Raw genomic sequence first — 12848 nt, forward strand, 5'->3', positions numbered from 1 at the left:
TAGGCCGCAAGCTTGCCAACCTTGCAGCATTGCGTCCTCAATCGCTTAAGAACCACCTCGACCTCACTATCCTTGTGATCCATGACAACGCTGTTCGCGCAGCGATGATCGAGCACGGTTTGCTGCGCGAGGCAGGTCGTTAGCACGTCACAGCTGCTCTCGAGGGGCAGGGAACTGCCAAGACGGAGCAGACACTGCCGCCAGACGTCATCATCATCGACATCGACAATCCGAACCGTGACATGATGGAGCCTCTCTTTCAGCTCACCCGCTCGGTGAGAGGCCCATGGCCAAGCTGCCGCCGCTATCTTTCGACCTTCAGGGCAAAAGGGGGCTCGTGGCCGGCGGATCAACTCACAGATGGCCGAAGGTTCCGGTGCGCTCGGTCTCGGATCCGTGATTGCGAAGCCATTGCCCATGTCGAGACAACTGAGTGCATCGAGAGCGAGGACGTCCAGAACCTGGTCATCGCGGCGGTGGAGAACCGCATTCGTTTCATCAACACACTTCCAAGCCAAATGAATGGCTGACTGACGACGATTCCTGCTTCAACGCAGACAACACGACATCACTGCTCATCGTTATCGGCATGGAGCCGTGCTCCACACCATTCGCAGGCGTGTCGAGATGCTTCTGCCTGCCCCCATCTTTTGTGTGGCTCAGTATGTTTATGCTTTTGGGCTCGGTGGATCAGTTCGTCTTGCTCAAGGTCTCCTGGATCACAAAGCCTGAGCAGAACCGGCGAGTGACCCGCCCCCAGCCAGGCCGCAATGGGCAATCTGGCTTTTCTTTCGTGGCTCACATTGTAGGAGCGGTACATCACATAAAGAATTCAGATGCAGACCATGCGTTGGCAGCCGATGGCGTCTAGCCAATGAACCGCAGGTAGTCCAGCCACAAACAACAACTACATCGGGAGCGGGGAAAGATGCTCATGAATGGCGAGCCATCGACCGTCCGGCTGGTGGGCAAAGACGATCGTCTCACGCTCGTGGTTCGTCATCGCTTCGCCGCCGATCACGAGATCGGTCTCCACCGCATGGGTGAAGATGGCGACATCGCCGACGATGTGTACGCTGCGGTTCGTTGAGCGGCAGGCCTTGACGCTAAAGCCGTCGCGGGTTTCCCACAGCGCCCATTCCGCCTCATAGGCCGCGCGATCCGCGAGAGTGCGATCGAGATTGTAGAAGATGAAAGTCGCCGACGGCGCGAAGGCATCGAAATAGGCCTTGGTGTCGTGGCGACCGAAGGCTGCCACCAGGGCATCGGCTGCGGAAAGCACTGCGGTCGTATGATCTGTCATCTCTGTCATTTCTTCGGGAATTCGGTGGCGTCAGACGCGCTTGACGCTGCTGATCAACTCGGCGATCGGGCGGTTCTGCTCGGCGACACGGGCCTTGAGCTCTTCAAGCGGCATGCTCTCGTGCTTGCAAAACTCGATGAACATCATGTTGAGATTGTTGAAGAAGACCTCTCCGAGCGCCCGCGCGTCGACGCCGGCGATGACTACGCCACGCCGCTGGAGCGTCTCGATAAGCTGAACGACCTGGGCACAGAGGCGCCCGTCAAGTTCCGTATAGCGCTTTGAGAGCGGCGTCTCAGGCTGCTGGATCGCAGATGCCATGGCGGTGCGCCACATCTCCTTGCTGAGATAGACAAGCGAGTGATCGTAATACTGGTTGATCAGGGCACCGAGCGCCTCGATGACGCTGAGTGGCGGGTTCGCGACAATGCGTTCGCCTGCCTCGAGCACTTCGGTCACTTCCATCGAAACCGTGGCGACGAGAACATCGCCCTTGTTCTGATAGTAGTTGTAGAGTGTGCCGACCGAGACCTCTGCCATCTCGGCGATGTCCTCGATGCGCGCACTGTCGTAACCCTGTTCGCGGAACAGGGTGGTGGCCGCTTCCAGGATGCGACGGTTCCTGTCGGCCTTCTGTCGGGCGCGCAATCCGGTCATGGCTAACTCCGTTGGAATCTCCTCAAATTTGAGATTGACTTAAAAAATGAATTCACTCAATCTTTTTCTCAAGGCGCCGAAACGAGCGCTATTCTGATCAACGCGAGGGTCCGCTCGGGGCCTTCGACAAGAGGGTGAACTTATGGAAAAGACCGTACTGGGCGGGCTCTCCCGCCGCCTGCTTCTTGCGACCGTTGCCATCTCCGCCTTGTCCGGCGGGGCTCATGCCCAGGAGGAGCTGAACGCCCTCGTCTGGTGCGACCACACCGACCCGGCACTGATCGAGCCTTTCGAAAAGGCGAACAACGTCAAGGTGAATCTCAAGGAATATGAGGGAACCGGCGCCGGTCTCTCGATCGTCGAGCAGTCGCGCCCGGGCGACTGGGACGTCTTCGTGATCGATGGTGTCGACGTGCCGCGCGCCGTCGAAATGGATCTTCTCGCCGAAATTCCGGCCGACAAGCTGCCGATGGCCGACATTTTTCCGGAAGTCCGCATGGAGGCCAACAACACCAAGGACGGCAAGATCTACGCCGTGACGGAAAAGTTCGGCTACAACACGATTTCCTACGACAAGAGCAAGGTCGATCCGAAGGACATGGAAGACCTGTCGATCTTCTGGTCCGAGAAATACAAGGGCCGCATCGCTCTCTATGACTACTACCTGCCGATGATCGGTCTGACGGGCCTTGCCATAGGCAAGAACACCGCCGACCTGACGGAAGCCGATCTCCCGGCGATCAAGGAAAAACTCTTCGAGATGAAGAAGGTCTCGCGCCAGGTGAGCGATGTCGTGGCCTCGCAGACGGCGCTCGTCAGCGGCGAAGTCGACATCATCCTCGGCGGCGGCGAATGGGTGACCGCAGGTCTCACCGCCGAGAAGCCGGACCTCGACTGGACCGTCCCGAAGCAGGGCGCCCTGCGCTGGGCGCAGTCGATCGGCGTGTTTAAGGATTCAACCAAGCAGGATCTGGCCATCAAGTTCGTGCAGTACATCCTGAGCCCCGAAGGCCAGGCCCGTCTTGCCACCTCGTCCTGCTACTGGGGCATGCCGGCAAACGCGAAGGCCGGCGAGCAGCTCACCGACCAGCAGAAGACGGCGCTCCGTTGGGACAAGCAGCCCGAATACCTGAAGAACACCCAGCTCTATCCGGTGGCCAATGCCGATCTCGACGCGGCCATGCAGGACGTCTGGACCGAAATGCTGCAGCAGTAGGCGCTGCCCATAAAGGGCGCGGGAGGTGTCTTCCGTCCGCGCCCCAAGCCTTCCCTCACGTAGTTATTTCTTGACGAGCATCGCGGCCCGGGCGGGTCACATGCTCGGGTAAAGAACTGCGCGCATTCGGCAGAATTGAGCCCTGAAGTTTGTCGCTGCCTTTGAGATCGGCCATCATGAAAACCCGCCAGCCGAGCCGATTGCCCTGAAAGAACGGAGTGTCCCGTCGATGACCGCCACCGCGCTCGAGCGCAGAGAACGCCGCAAGGCCTGGGGATTTGCGCTGCCGGCAGTCCTGTGGACCGTGGCCTTCTTTCTCGTGCCCTTCTTCTACATGGCGGCAATCAGCTTCTGGAAGCGCGAGGGCCGCGAGATCGTCGCCGTCTGGGCGCTCGACAATTACGCGGCCTTCTTTGGCAAGCCGCATCTTCTCAAAGCGCTGTTCAATTCGCTCGAAGTGACGCTTACCGTCACGGTCATTTCGATCCTGCTTGCCTATCCGCTGGCCTGGATCATCGCCGAACGCGTGCCGCGACGCTGGCAGCGCTTTGCGCTGATCATGGCGATCCTGCCGTTTTGGACCTCCTATGTGGTGCGCTCCTATTCCTGGCTGTTGGTGCTGTCCAAGGGCGGTGTCGTCAACCAGGCCCTGATGTGGACCGGCCTGATCGCCGAACCGCTCGAACTGTCAGCAACGCGGACCGGCACGGTGATTGGCTTCGTGCATTTCTTCGTCATGCTGCTGACGCTAACGATCTATGCCAATCTCGTTCAGCTCTCGCCGAACTACCGCCGTGCGGCAGCCGATCTCGGCGCAAACGGCTTTCAGACGTTCTGGCACGTGATCCTGCCACTGACGCTTCCCGGCATCATGGTCGGTGCCTTCCTTACCTTCGTGCTGTGCATCGGCGACTACATCACCCCGCAGATCCTCGGCGGCAACAATGAGCTCGTATTGCCGCAGGTGATCATGCTGCAGCTCGGCCGCCGCGCGGATTTCCCCATGGCAGCCGCCCTGTCGCTGGTGTTGATGGTGGTCGTGACGATCGCCTATCTCGCCTGCGCCCGCTGGCTGAAGATGGAGAGGACGTGACCATGCGACATCTCAACATGGCACTTGCGATCCTTTATGCCGGCGGGCTCTATCTCTTCATCTTCCTGCCGGTCGCCGTTCTCGTGATCTTCTCCTTCCAGGACGGCACGCTACCCGTGCCACCCCTGCATGGCCTGACCTGGAAGTGGTATGGCGAGATCTTCGCCGATAAAAAGCTGATGGCAGCGCTCTTTAACTCGCTCGTCGTTGCCATCGTATCGTCTGCAATCTCCTGCCTGCTCGGTTTCCTCGCAGCCTATGCATTTGCCCGCTACAAGCTTCCCGCATCCGGCCTGCAGCGCGCCCTGATCGTCGCGCCGATGACGGTCAGCACACTGATCATCGGGCTCGGCCTGCTGTCGATGCTGTCCAGGCTCAATGTTTCGCTGTCGCTATGGACCGTCGGCATCGGTCATGTCGTGATCAACCTGCCGCTGTGCTTTGCGATCATCTACGCCTCCATGGGCGGCCACCAGGTCAACATCGAACGCGCCGCTCGCGATCTTGGGGCCCGGGACTGGCAGGTCATGACGCTCGTCACGGCGCCGATGCTGATGCCGTCCATCCTTGCCGCCTTCTTCCTGTCGGTCACCTTCAGCTGGGACGAATTCATCATCTCTTTCCTGCTGTCGCGCTTCGACGTGACGCTGCCGGTCGAGATCTGGAGCATGCTGCGCTCCGGCCTTGACCCCAAGACCAATGCCATCGGCAGCGTCGTCTTCCTCATCTCCGTCGCGTTCCTCATCGTGATGGAACTCGCCGTTTTCAGAAAATCCGGAAAATCCCAATGACTGCAGACGTCTCGATCCGAAACGCCACGAAAGTCTTCGGTGCCTTCCGCGCGCTCGACGATGTCTCGCTGGAGATAGCCGCCGGCGAGTTCATCGTGCTTCTCGGCCCCTCTGGCTGCGGCAAGACGACCCTGCTCTCGATCCTAGGTGGCTTTATCGAGTCGAGCGCTGGCACGATCGCCATCGGCGGTAAGGACATGACACATGTTGAGCCGGCAAAACGACCAACCACGACCATGTTCCAGGACTACGCACTGTTTCCGCACATGAAGCTCATCGACAATGTCGGCTTCGGTTTGCGCATGCGCGGTATGGGAAAGGCCGAGCGCAGTGAAAAGGCGCTCGCCATGCTAGATCTCGTGGGGCTCAAGGCCTCCGCATCGAAGAAGCCGCACGAGCTTTCCGGCGGCCAGCGTCAGCGTGTGGCGCTTGCCCGCGCACTTGCCGTCGATCCTGATGTGCTGCTGCTCGACGAACCGCTCGGGGCACTGGATCTGAAGCTTCGTCGTCAGATGCAGGACGAGTTGAAAGCCATACAGAAGCGTGTCGGCACCACCTTCATCCATGTCACCCACGATCAGGAAGAGGCCATGGCGATCGCCGACCGGATCGTGGTGATGAACCACGGCCGGATCGAGGATGTCGGCAGACCCTCGGACATCTACATGCGGCCGCGCTCGCTGTTTGCCGCAGGCTTCATGGGCGAGGCGAACTTCCTGCCCGGTCGGGTGATCTCGATTGCGGAAGGCGAAGCGCAGTTGGAAACGGCGCTCGGCTCAGCCATCATTCCCATCACGGCTTTCACCGGGGGCACGCCTTCGCCAGAGCAAAAGATCACCTTGTGCATTCGCCCCGAACATTTCCGGTCCGCCGGCGAGGAGGGCGCAATGGTTGCGCTCGGCCATGCACGGATCACCGACAGCGCCTTCTTCGGAGCGCACCACCGATGCCACCTTCAGCCCCAAGGCCATTCCGAGATCGTGATAACCGCCCATCTGCCGCAAACCGCACACCCGCAGCCGGGCGATGAACTCGAGTTGACGGTGAAGGCAGATACCATCGTTGCTCTGGTCGAAGCGTAGGAGACACGTGATGAAACCGCGCATCCGCCCCGAGGACTGGTACAGCGTCCGCCGTCTCGACGACGATGTGAGCTATATCTGCGAGCCGCATATCCAGGAATTCTATCGCTGCAACATCTGGCATGTGCGCGGGCGCGATCGCGACATGCTTGTTGACAGTGGCATGGGCGTTGTTTCGCTTCGCGAATGGGTACCGCTTGTCACGGAGCGTGAGCTGATCGCGGTGGCAAGCCACACCCATTTCGATCACATCGGCTGCCACCACGAGTTCGAATGCCGTGCGGTCCATTCGGCAGAGGCGGATCTGCTCGCTGATCCGACACGCGAAAACACGCTGGCCGACCCCTATGTTACCGACGACATTTTCGACGCCCTGCCGCCCGAGCCCTATTGCTCGAAGTGTTATGCGGTGAAGCGGGCGCCGGCGACGCGCCTACTGGAGGACGGCGACATGGTCGACCTCGGCGATCGGCAATTCGAGATCATTCACACTCCCGGCCATTCCCCCGGGGGCATCGCGCTCTACGAGAAGGCGACGGAAATCCTGTTTTCCGGCGACATTATCTACGACGGTCCGCTGATCGAGGACACCTACCACTCGAACGCCAATGACTATCACGCTTCGATGGAGCGCCTGCTGCGGCTGAAGGTGCGGCTGGTGCATGGCGGCCATTTTCCAAGCTTCAGCGGCGAACGATATCGGGAGCTGATCACCGGTTGGCTCGACGCAAAACACAAGACAATCTGACGGGAGGCAATCATGCTCGACAAGCGCAAGTTCTACATCAACGGCGAGTGGGTCGACCCGATCGCGCCTCACGACCTTGAGGTCATCAATCCCGCGACCGAAAAGCCGATCGCCGTGATCTCGATGGGCACGGCCGCCGATATCGACCGCGCGGTTGCCGCTGCCAAGACGGCATTTCAGAGCTACAGCCGCACCAGCCTCGATGAACGCATTGCACTTCTCGAAAAGCTGCTTGAGATCTACACCCGCCGCTACGACGAGATGGCACGGACGATCACGCTCGAACTCGGCGCCCCGATCACCATGAGCACCGACCAGCAGGCGCATGTCGGCGTCGGCCATCTCGAAGGTTTCATCGAGGCCCTGAAGCGCATCAAATTGCGCGAAGAACTGCCAAACGGCGACATCGTGCTGCGCGAACCGATCGGCGTCTGTGGCCTCATCACCCCCTGGAACTGGCCGATCAACCAGATCGCCCTGAAGGTCGTTCCGGCACTGGCGACAGGCTCGACCTGCGTTCTGAAACCCTCCGAGTTCACGCCTCTCAACGCCCTGCTCTACGCCGAGATGGTACACGAAGCGGGCTTCCCGGCCGGGACGTTCAACCTTGTGAATGGCGATGGCGCCAATGTCGGTGCAGCGCTCTCGAAACACCGGGATATCGATATGATGTCCTTTACCGGCTCGACCCGCGCCGGCACAGCCGTCAGCAAGGATGCCGCCGATACCGTGAAGCGCGTAACCCTGGAGCTCGGCGGCAAGTCGCCCAACATCGTCTTCGAGGATGCGGATCTCGAAGAGCGCATTACCTGCAGCGTGCTCGAATGCTTCAACAATTCGGGCCAGTCCTGCGATGCTCCGACGCGCCTGCTGATCCAGCGTTCCGTTTACGATCAGGCGGTAGAAATCGCCCAGCGCGTGGGAAGCGAGGTCAGCGTCGGCAATCCGGAAGAAGCCGGCGAACATATCGGCCCGCTGGTCAGCGACATCCAGTACGGCCGCGTGCAGACCCTGATCGAGGCTGGCATCGCTGAGGGCGCCGAGCTTCTCGTTGGTGGCCCGGGCAAGCCTGAGGGTTTCGAGACAGGCTACTTCGTCAAGCCGACCATCTTTGCCGGCGTCAACAACCAGATGCGGATCGCCCGCGATGAGGTCTTCGGACCGGTGCTGGCGATCATTCCCTTCGACACCGAGGAGGAAGCGATCGAGGTCGCCAACGACACCAATTACGGCCTGGCCGCCTATATCCAGTCCGGGGATCTCGACCGCGCCGAACGTGTTGCAGCGCGCCTTCGCGCCGGCATGGTGCATATCAATGGCGCGCCACATCGCTATGGCAGCCCGTTCGGCGGCTACAAGCAGTCGGGCAATGGCCGTGAGGGTGGTATGTTCGGTCTTGAAGACTTCCTCGAGATTAAGACCGTGCATCGGCCTAGCGCGGCCTGAGGATCAAATCCTTACCGACCGCGGATACCATCAAGGCCGCGGTCGCCAAGGTACCTAACCTGCTCTAGTGGGACTGGACCGAGAGACCAAATCGCCGAAGAATATCCGCGATCTTTGCGTCCTGCTCCGGATCCGGCAAGAGTGCCGGTTGGCGGCTGGCGCCGACCGAACTGTCCTGGAGGAAGAGCGCCCGCTTGACCATGGCAGGCGCAAAGCCCAGCGCATAGAGATCGGTGCGGAAGGCCGTGAAGACCGCCTGCTGGCGCTCAGCCTCTGCAATGTCACCGCCGTTATAGCCGTTCAGGATCGCTGCAAGCACATCCGGCAGCGCATTGCCGAGACCGGAAATGCAGCCGGCTGCGCCATTCTGCAACGCCCAGAGCACGAGATGGTCAGGCCCGGAATAGACATCGAAGCCAGGCATGTCGCGGGACACCGCAAGATAGGCTTCCAGCGTCTCCTTGGCGCCGCCCGAATCCTTGATGCCAGCGATGTTGCCGTGGGTTGCGAGCTTGCGCGCGGTCTCCGGTTCAATGTGGTTCTGGGTGCGGGCCGGGATATCGTAGAGATAGGTCGGCGTCTTCACCGCATCCGCAACCGTCGAGAAGTGCCGGATGAGACCGTCCTGAGTGCAGGCGATGAAGAAGGGGGTGATGACGGCAATTGCCGTTACGCCGATCCGGTCGAATTCCTTCGCCAGCTTGATCGTCTCGAAGGTCGCCGGCATTCCGGCATTAACGATCACGTCGACCTTACCGCCGACTTCATCGACCACGGCTTCGGCGAGCTTTACCTTTTCCTCGAAGGTGAGTGCAGTGAAATCGCCATTGGTGCCGGCGCACATGATGTTGTTGCCCGCAGCCACCTGGCGGCGCACCTGAGCTCGGGTGGCTTCGTAATTGATCGTCTCGTCCTCGTTGAAGCAGGTGACGAGCGCGACGAAGGCCTTTTTCGACATGACAATGTTCTCCGGAATTTTCTGACTTACGAGGCGCGGCTGAGACGTGCGGCGCGGTTCTGTGCCTGCACGTCGGGATCGGGATCAAGCCCGGCGGCGAGCAGCGCCTGGGTGTAGGTTTGCTTCGGCGTCTCGAAGATCTCTCTGACCGTGCCGAGTTCCACGACCTCACCCTTCTGCATGACCATCACATGGTCAGCGAAGTCTCGCACGACCGGCAGGTCATGGGCGATGAAGATGAAGGCGATGCCCATCTGCTTTCTCAACCCGTCGAGAAGCGCGATGACCTGGGCCTGGACCGAGACATCGAGCGCCGATACGGCCTCGTCGCAGATGATCAGCTGCGGTTCGAGCGCGAGAGCGCGGGCGATCGCGATGCGCTGGCGCTGGCCGCCCGAGAATTGGTGCGGGTAACGGCCCATATGCTCAGGTCCCAGACCGACCTGGGTCAACAGTTCGGCCACCCGCTCCCGCCACTTCGCTTTGGGCAGGATATCGGGATGGATGACCCAGGCTTCCGAGATCAGCTGGTAAACGGTCATGCGCGGATTGAGCGACTGTGTCGGATCCTGGAAGACCATCTGCAGATCGCGACGCAGCTTGTAGAGTTCGGCGGGCGACAGCTGGAAAAGGTCCCTGCCCTTCCACAGCGCCGACCCGGAATCTGGCTCATCGAGCCTGAGCAGGATGCGGGCGAGTGTCGATTTTCCCGAACCGCTTTCGCCGACAACAGCCAACGTCTCACCGGCCAGCAGGTCGAAGGAGACGCCCTTCAAGGCAGCAAATGCGCCGTAGTTCTTGCGCACGTCTCGCACGCTCAGCACGGGTTCGGCACCCTTCAGCGGCTGATGCATTTCGCCTTTGCCCGGCGCTGCCGCGATCAGCTTCTTCGTATAGGGATGCTGCGGATTCTTGTAGACCTCGCGCACCGTGCCAGCCTCGACCAACACGCCCTTTTCCATCACCACCACCCGATCCGCAATCTCGGCCACGACGCCGAGATCATGCGTGATGATGAGAACGGCCATACCGGTCTCGCGCTGCAACTCCTTGAGAAGCGCCAACACCTCGGCCTGCACGGTGACATCAAGCGCGGTCGTCGGCTCGTCCGCGATCAGGAGATCGGGACGTAAGGCCAGCGCCATGGCGATCATCACACGCTGGCGCTGACCGCCGGAAAACTCGTGCGGATATTTGTCGAGGGCGTGTTCGGGATCGGGAATGCCGACACGACCGAGAAGGCGAAGGGCCTCTGCCTGGGCTTTCGTGCTGTCCGTGCCATGCGTGGTGAGCGCCTCGCGGATCTGCCAGCCGACGGTATAGACCGGATTGAGATGGCTGAGCGGATCCTGGAAGATCATCGCGATCTTGCGACCGTTGATTTCGCGTCGCTGCGACAGCGGCATCGTCAGGAGATCGACACCGTCGAGCAGGATTTCACCCGAGGAGATGCGACCAGGCGGCATGTCGATCAGGTTCATGATCGCCGAAGACGACACCGACTTGCCCGACCCGCTTTCGCCGAGGATCGCGAGCGTCTCGCCACGGTCGAGATGGTAGGACATGTCGCGCACGGCTTTCACGACGCCGACTGCCGTGTGGAACTCGACCGAGAGGTTGCGGACTTCGAGAAGATGGTCAGCCATTCTTGGCTCCTTTCATTTCCAGACGCCAGCGCTGCACCGGATCAAGCGCGATCCGTAGCCAGTTGGAGAGCAGGTTGAGCGACATCGTCGTCAGGATGATCGCGAGCCCTGGCCAGAAGGAAAGCCACCAGGCATTGGTGAGGTATTGTCGCCCCTGGCTGATCATCAGGCCCCAGGTGATCTCCGGCGGCTGAATACCGATGCCGAGGAACGACAGCGCGCTTTCGGCCAGCATGACATAGGCAAAGTCGAGGGTGGCGAGCGTGGTCAAAGTGGGCAAGACCACCGGCAGGATATGCCGGAACAGGATGCGCTTGCTCGACGCGCCCATCACGCGGGCTGCCTGCACGAACATGCGCTCGCGGATTTCCAGCACCTCGGCCCGCGTGGTGCGCAGATAGACGGGGATGCGGGTGATGGCGAGCACCATCATCAGGTTGAGGATCGAGGACCCGAGAATGTAGAGCACGATGACGGCAATCAGCAGCGACGGGAAGGACATGATCACGTCGGCGAGCCGCATGATGATCTGGCTGACCCGCGGAGAGGAAAAGCCGGCGATTAAGCCCAGAACCGTTCCAATGACAGCCGAGATCAGCACGGCACCGGCCGCGACCATCACGGTGTTCTGGGTAGCGACAATGATGCGAGCCAGCAGCGGCCGGCCGAGCGCATCCGCGCCCATCCACCAGACCCATGCTCTCTCGAAATCAAAGGGCGCTGCGTTGCGACCGCGCAGGTTTTGTTTGGTGGCGAGGTCGCCCAGCCAGCTTGGGCCAATGATGGCCATCAAGAGAATGATGAGGAGAAAGATCGCGGCGCAAAGCGCAAACTTGTCAGCCAGCAGCATGCGGAACATGCGCTTGAGGAACGGCGGTTCGTCGATGATGGCGGTTGCTTCGATGGACATGCCTTCTCCTCAATTCCGGATGCGGGGATCGAGAAGCGCATAGGCAAGATCGATCAGCAGGTTCATGAGGAAGATGGCGAGCGCCGTGACGAGGATCGCGGCCAGCACGACATTGAAGTCGCGCTGCAAGATGGAATCGATCATCAACTTGCCCACGCCCGGAAAGCCGAAGATGGTTTCGATGATGACGGCACCGTTGAGCAGGCTCGCAGCCTGATCGCCGATCACGGTGATGACCGGCAACATGGCGTTGCGCAGCGCGTGGATGAAGATGATCGGGGTCGACTTCACACCCTTGGCCCGCGCGGTTTTGACATAGGCCGATGAGAGCGCCGATATCATCGAGCCCCGCACGACCTGCACGATGATGCCGAAAGGCCGGACGAAGAGCACGCCGATTGGCAGGATCCAATGCCAGACTGACCCAGTCCCCGACGTCGGCAGCCAGGAGAGGTTCACCGCAAAGATGACGATCGCGACGATGGCCAGCCAGAAATCCGGGACGGAGGCTCCCACCAGCGAGACGATGGACGAGAAACGGTCGAAAAAGCCGCCGGCCCGGAAGGCGGCGAGTGAGCCGACAACGATGGCGGCAGCGGTCACCAAGCTCATGGTGATGACGGCGAGCCATAGCGTCCAGACGAAAGCTTCGAGGACCACGTCGAGCGCCGGCCGCGCCTTGCGCAGGGATTCGCCGAGATCACCCGTCACGACATCGCCGACATAGCGGCCAAACTGGACCAGCAAGGGATCGTTGAGGCCATGCAATTCCCGGAACTGATTCTTCATCTCCTCGGAGGCTTCGACCGGCAGGAACAGGGCTGCCGGATCACCTGTCAGGCGAGAAAGGAAGAAGACGATGACCACAAGTCCGACCAACGAGATCAAACTGGCCACGGCGCGTTTTCGGATGAAGCTCAGCATGGCGTCCTCTAAGAAAACGGTGCGGCGGGATCATCCCGCCGCATGTCTTGCATTGGTACGGGCGGCGCCCGCCA

The 12848-nt window shown here is 60.7% G+C and carries 12 protein-coding genes and 2 pseudogenes; 8 read left to right on the forward strand and 6 right to left on the reverse strand.

Annotation, left to right across the window (positions count from 1 at the left end; translation table 11 throughout):
- Positions 1-104: 104 nt before the first annotated feature.
- Both BSY240_RS24385 and BSY240_RS24390 read left to right on the forward strand, forming a co-directional pair.
- Positions 105-287: pseudogene (locus tag BSY240_RS24385) on the forward strand (two-component system response regulator); the annotation flags it as partial.
- 111 nt (positions 288-398) lie between these two features.
- Positions 399-610: pseudogene (locus BSY240_RS24390) on the forward strand (IS3 family transposase); the annotation flags it as partial.
- Positions 611-907: 297 nt separating this feature from the next.
- Here the strand turns inward: BSY240_RS24390 and BSY240_RS13705 are convergent.
- Both BSY240_RS13705 and BSY240_RS13710 read right to left on the reverse strand, forming a co-directional pair.
- Complete coding sequence (locus BSY240_RS13705) at positions 908-1303, reverse strand: YybH family protein (protein WP_069042677.1); 396 nt, start codon at positions 1301-1303, stop codon at positions 908-910.
- Positions 1304-1333: 30 nt separating this feature from the next.
- The gene (locus BSY240_RS13710; protein WP_069042678.1) at positions 1334-1960 is read right to left on the reverse strand and encodes a TetR/AcrR family transcriptional regulator; all 627 of its coding nucleotides are present in this window, start codon (positions 1958-1960) and stop codon (positions 1334-1336) included.
- Between the two features lie 142 nt (positions 1961-2102).
- On the opposite strand from BSY240_RS13710, the gene BSY240_RS13715 reads away from it, so the two are divergent.
- From BSY240_RS13715 to BSY240_RS13740, 6 genes are all read left to right on the forward strand, one after another.
- Positions 2103-3176, forward strand: a complete 1074-nt coding sequence (locus tag BSY240_RS13715; RefSeq protein ID WP_069042679.1) for an ABC transporter substrate-binding protein — start codon at positions 2103-2105, stop codon at positions 3174-3176.
- Positions 3177-3405: 229 nt separating this feature from the next.
- Positions 3406-4269, forward strand: a complete 864-nt coding sequence (locus BSY240_RS13720; RefSeq protein ID WP_069042680.1) for an ABC transporter permease — start codon at positions 3406-3408, stop codon at positions 4267-4269.
- Between the two features lie 2 nt (positions 4270-4271).
- A complete protein-coding gene (locus BSY240_RS13725) occupies positions 4272-5060 on the forward strand; it encodes an ABC transporter permease (RefSeq protein WP_054149314.1) in 789 nt (262 codons plus the stop codon).
- Positions 5057-6142, forward strand: a complete 1086-nt coding sequence (locus tag BSY240_RS24605; RefSeq protein WP_069042681.1) for an ABC transporter ATP-binding protein — start codon at positions 5057-5059, stop codon at positions 6140-6142. Before BSY240_RS13725 ends, BSY240_RS24605 begins: the two co-directional genes overlap by 4 nt.
- A gap of 10 nt (positions 6143-6152) precedes the next feature.
- The gene (locus tag BSY240_RS13735) at positions 6153-6890 is read left to right on the forward strand and encodes an MBL fold metallo-hydrolase (protein WP_069042682.1); all 738 of its coding nucleotides are present in this window, start codon (positions 6153-6155) and stop codon (positions 6888-6890) included.
- 12 nt (positions 6891-6902) lie between these two features.
- Positions 6903-8336: an aldehyde dehydrogenase family protein gene (locus BSY240_RS13740; protein WP_069042683.1), complete on the forward strand. Its 1434-nt coding sequence runs from the start codon at positions 6903-6905 to the stop codon at positions 8334-8336.
- A 64-nt stretch (positions 8337-8400) separates the two neighbouring features.
- Here the strand turns inward: BSY240_RS13740 and BSY240_RS13745 are convergent, their stop codons facing one another.
- The 4 genes from BSY240_RS13745 to BSY240_RS13760 are packed head-to-tail and all read right to left on the reverse strand — an operon-like array spanning position 8401 to position 12774.
- The gene (locus BSY240_RS13745) at positions 8401-9294 is read right to left on the reverse strand and encodes a dihydrodipicolinate synthase family protein (protein WP_069042684.1); all 894 of its coding nucleotides are present in this window, start codon (positions 9292-9294) and stop codon (positions 8401-8403) included.
- A gap of 26 nt (positions 9295-9320) precedes the next feature.
- Positions 9321-10940 carry an ABC transporter ATP-binding protein gene (locus BSY240_RS13750; RefSeq protein WP_069042685.1) on the reverse strand — a complete coding sequence of 540 codons (1620 nt, stop codon included), beginning with the start codon at positions 10938-10940 and terminating at the stop codon, positions 9321-9323.
- Positions 10933-11850 carry an ABC transporter permease gene (locus tag BSY240_RS13755; protein ID WP_069042686.1) on the reverse strand — a complete coding sequence of 306 codons (918 nt, stop codon included), beginning with the start codon at positions 11848-11850 and terminating at the stop codon, positions 10933-10935. Before BSY240_RS13755 ends, BSY240_RS13750 begins: the two co-directional genes overlap by 8 nt.
- Before the next feature lie 9 nt (positions 11851-11859).
- Positions 11860-12774 carry an ABC transporter permease gene (locus BSY240_RS13760; protein WP_069042687.1) on the reverse strand — a complete coding sequence of 305 codons (915 nt, stop codon included), beginning with the start codon at positions 12772-12774 and terminating at the stop codon, positions 11860-11862.
- Positions 12775-12848 lie beyond the last annotated feature (74 nt).

This window comes from Agrobacterium sp. RAC06 (assembly GCF_001713475.1).
In the GTDB taxonomy this organism is placed as follows: domain Bacteria; phylum Pseudomonadota; class Alphaproteobacteria; order Rhizobiales; family Rhizobiaceae; genus Allorhizobium.

What these genes read in the sequence shown, in the direction of transcription:
- BSY240_RS13725 (WP_054149314.1), top strand. Translation starts at nt 4,272, where the DNA reads ATGCGACATCTCAACATGGCACTTGCGATCCTTTATGCCGGCGGGCTC.
- BSY240_RS13745 (WP_069042684.1), bottom strand. Translation starts at nt 9,294, where the DNA reads ATGTCGAAAAAGGCCTTCGTCGCGCTCGTCACCTGCTTCAACGAGGAC.
- BSY240_RS13710 (WP_069042678.1), bottom strand. Translation starts at nt 1,960, where the DNA reads ATGACCGGATTGCGCGCCCGACAGAAGGCCGACAGGAACCGTCGCATC.
- BSY240_RS13750 (WP_069042685.1), bottom strand. Translation starts at nt 10,940, where the DNA reads ATGGCTGACCATCTTCTCGAAGTCCGCAACCTCTCGGTCGAGTTCCAC.
- BSY240_RS13705 (WP_069042677.1), bottom strand. Translation starts at nt 1,303, where the DNA reads ATGACAGATCATACGACCGCAGTGCTTTCCGCAGCCGATGCCCTGGTG.
- BSY240_RS13715 (WP_069042679.1), top strand. Translation starts at nt 2,103, where the DNA reads ATGGAAAAGACCGTACTGGGCGGGCTCTCCCGCCGCCTGCTTCTTGCG.
- BSY240_RS13755 (WP_069042686.1), bottom strand. Translation starts at nt 11,850, where the DNA reads ATGTCCATCGAAGCAACCGCCATCATCGACGAACCGCCGTTCCTCAAG.
- BSY240_RS13740 (WP_069042683.1), top strand. Translation starts at nt 6,903, where the DNA reads ATGCTCGACAAGCGCAAGTTCTACATCAACGGCGAGTGGGTCGACCCG.
- BSY240_RS13760 (WP_069042687.1), bottom strand. Translation starts at nt 12,774, where the DNA reads ATGCTGAGCTTCATCCGAAAACGCGCCGTGGCCAGTTTGATCTCGTTG.
- BSY240_RS13720 (WP_069042680.1), top strand. Translation starts at nt 3,406, where the DNA reads ATGACCGCCACCGCGCTCGAGCGCAGAGAACGCCGCAAGGCCTGGGGA.
- BSY240_RS13735 (WP_069042682.1), top strand. Translation starts at nt 6,153, where the DNA reads ATGAAACCGCGCATCCGCCCCGAGGACTGGTACAGCGTCCGCCGTCTC.
- BSY240_RS24605 (WP_069042681.1), top strand. Translation starts at nt 5,057, where the DNA reads ATGACTGCAGACGTCTCGATCCGAAACGCCACGAAAGTCTTCGGTGCC.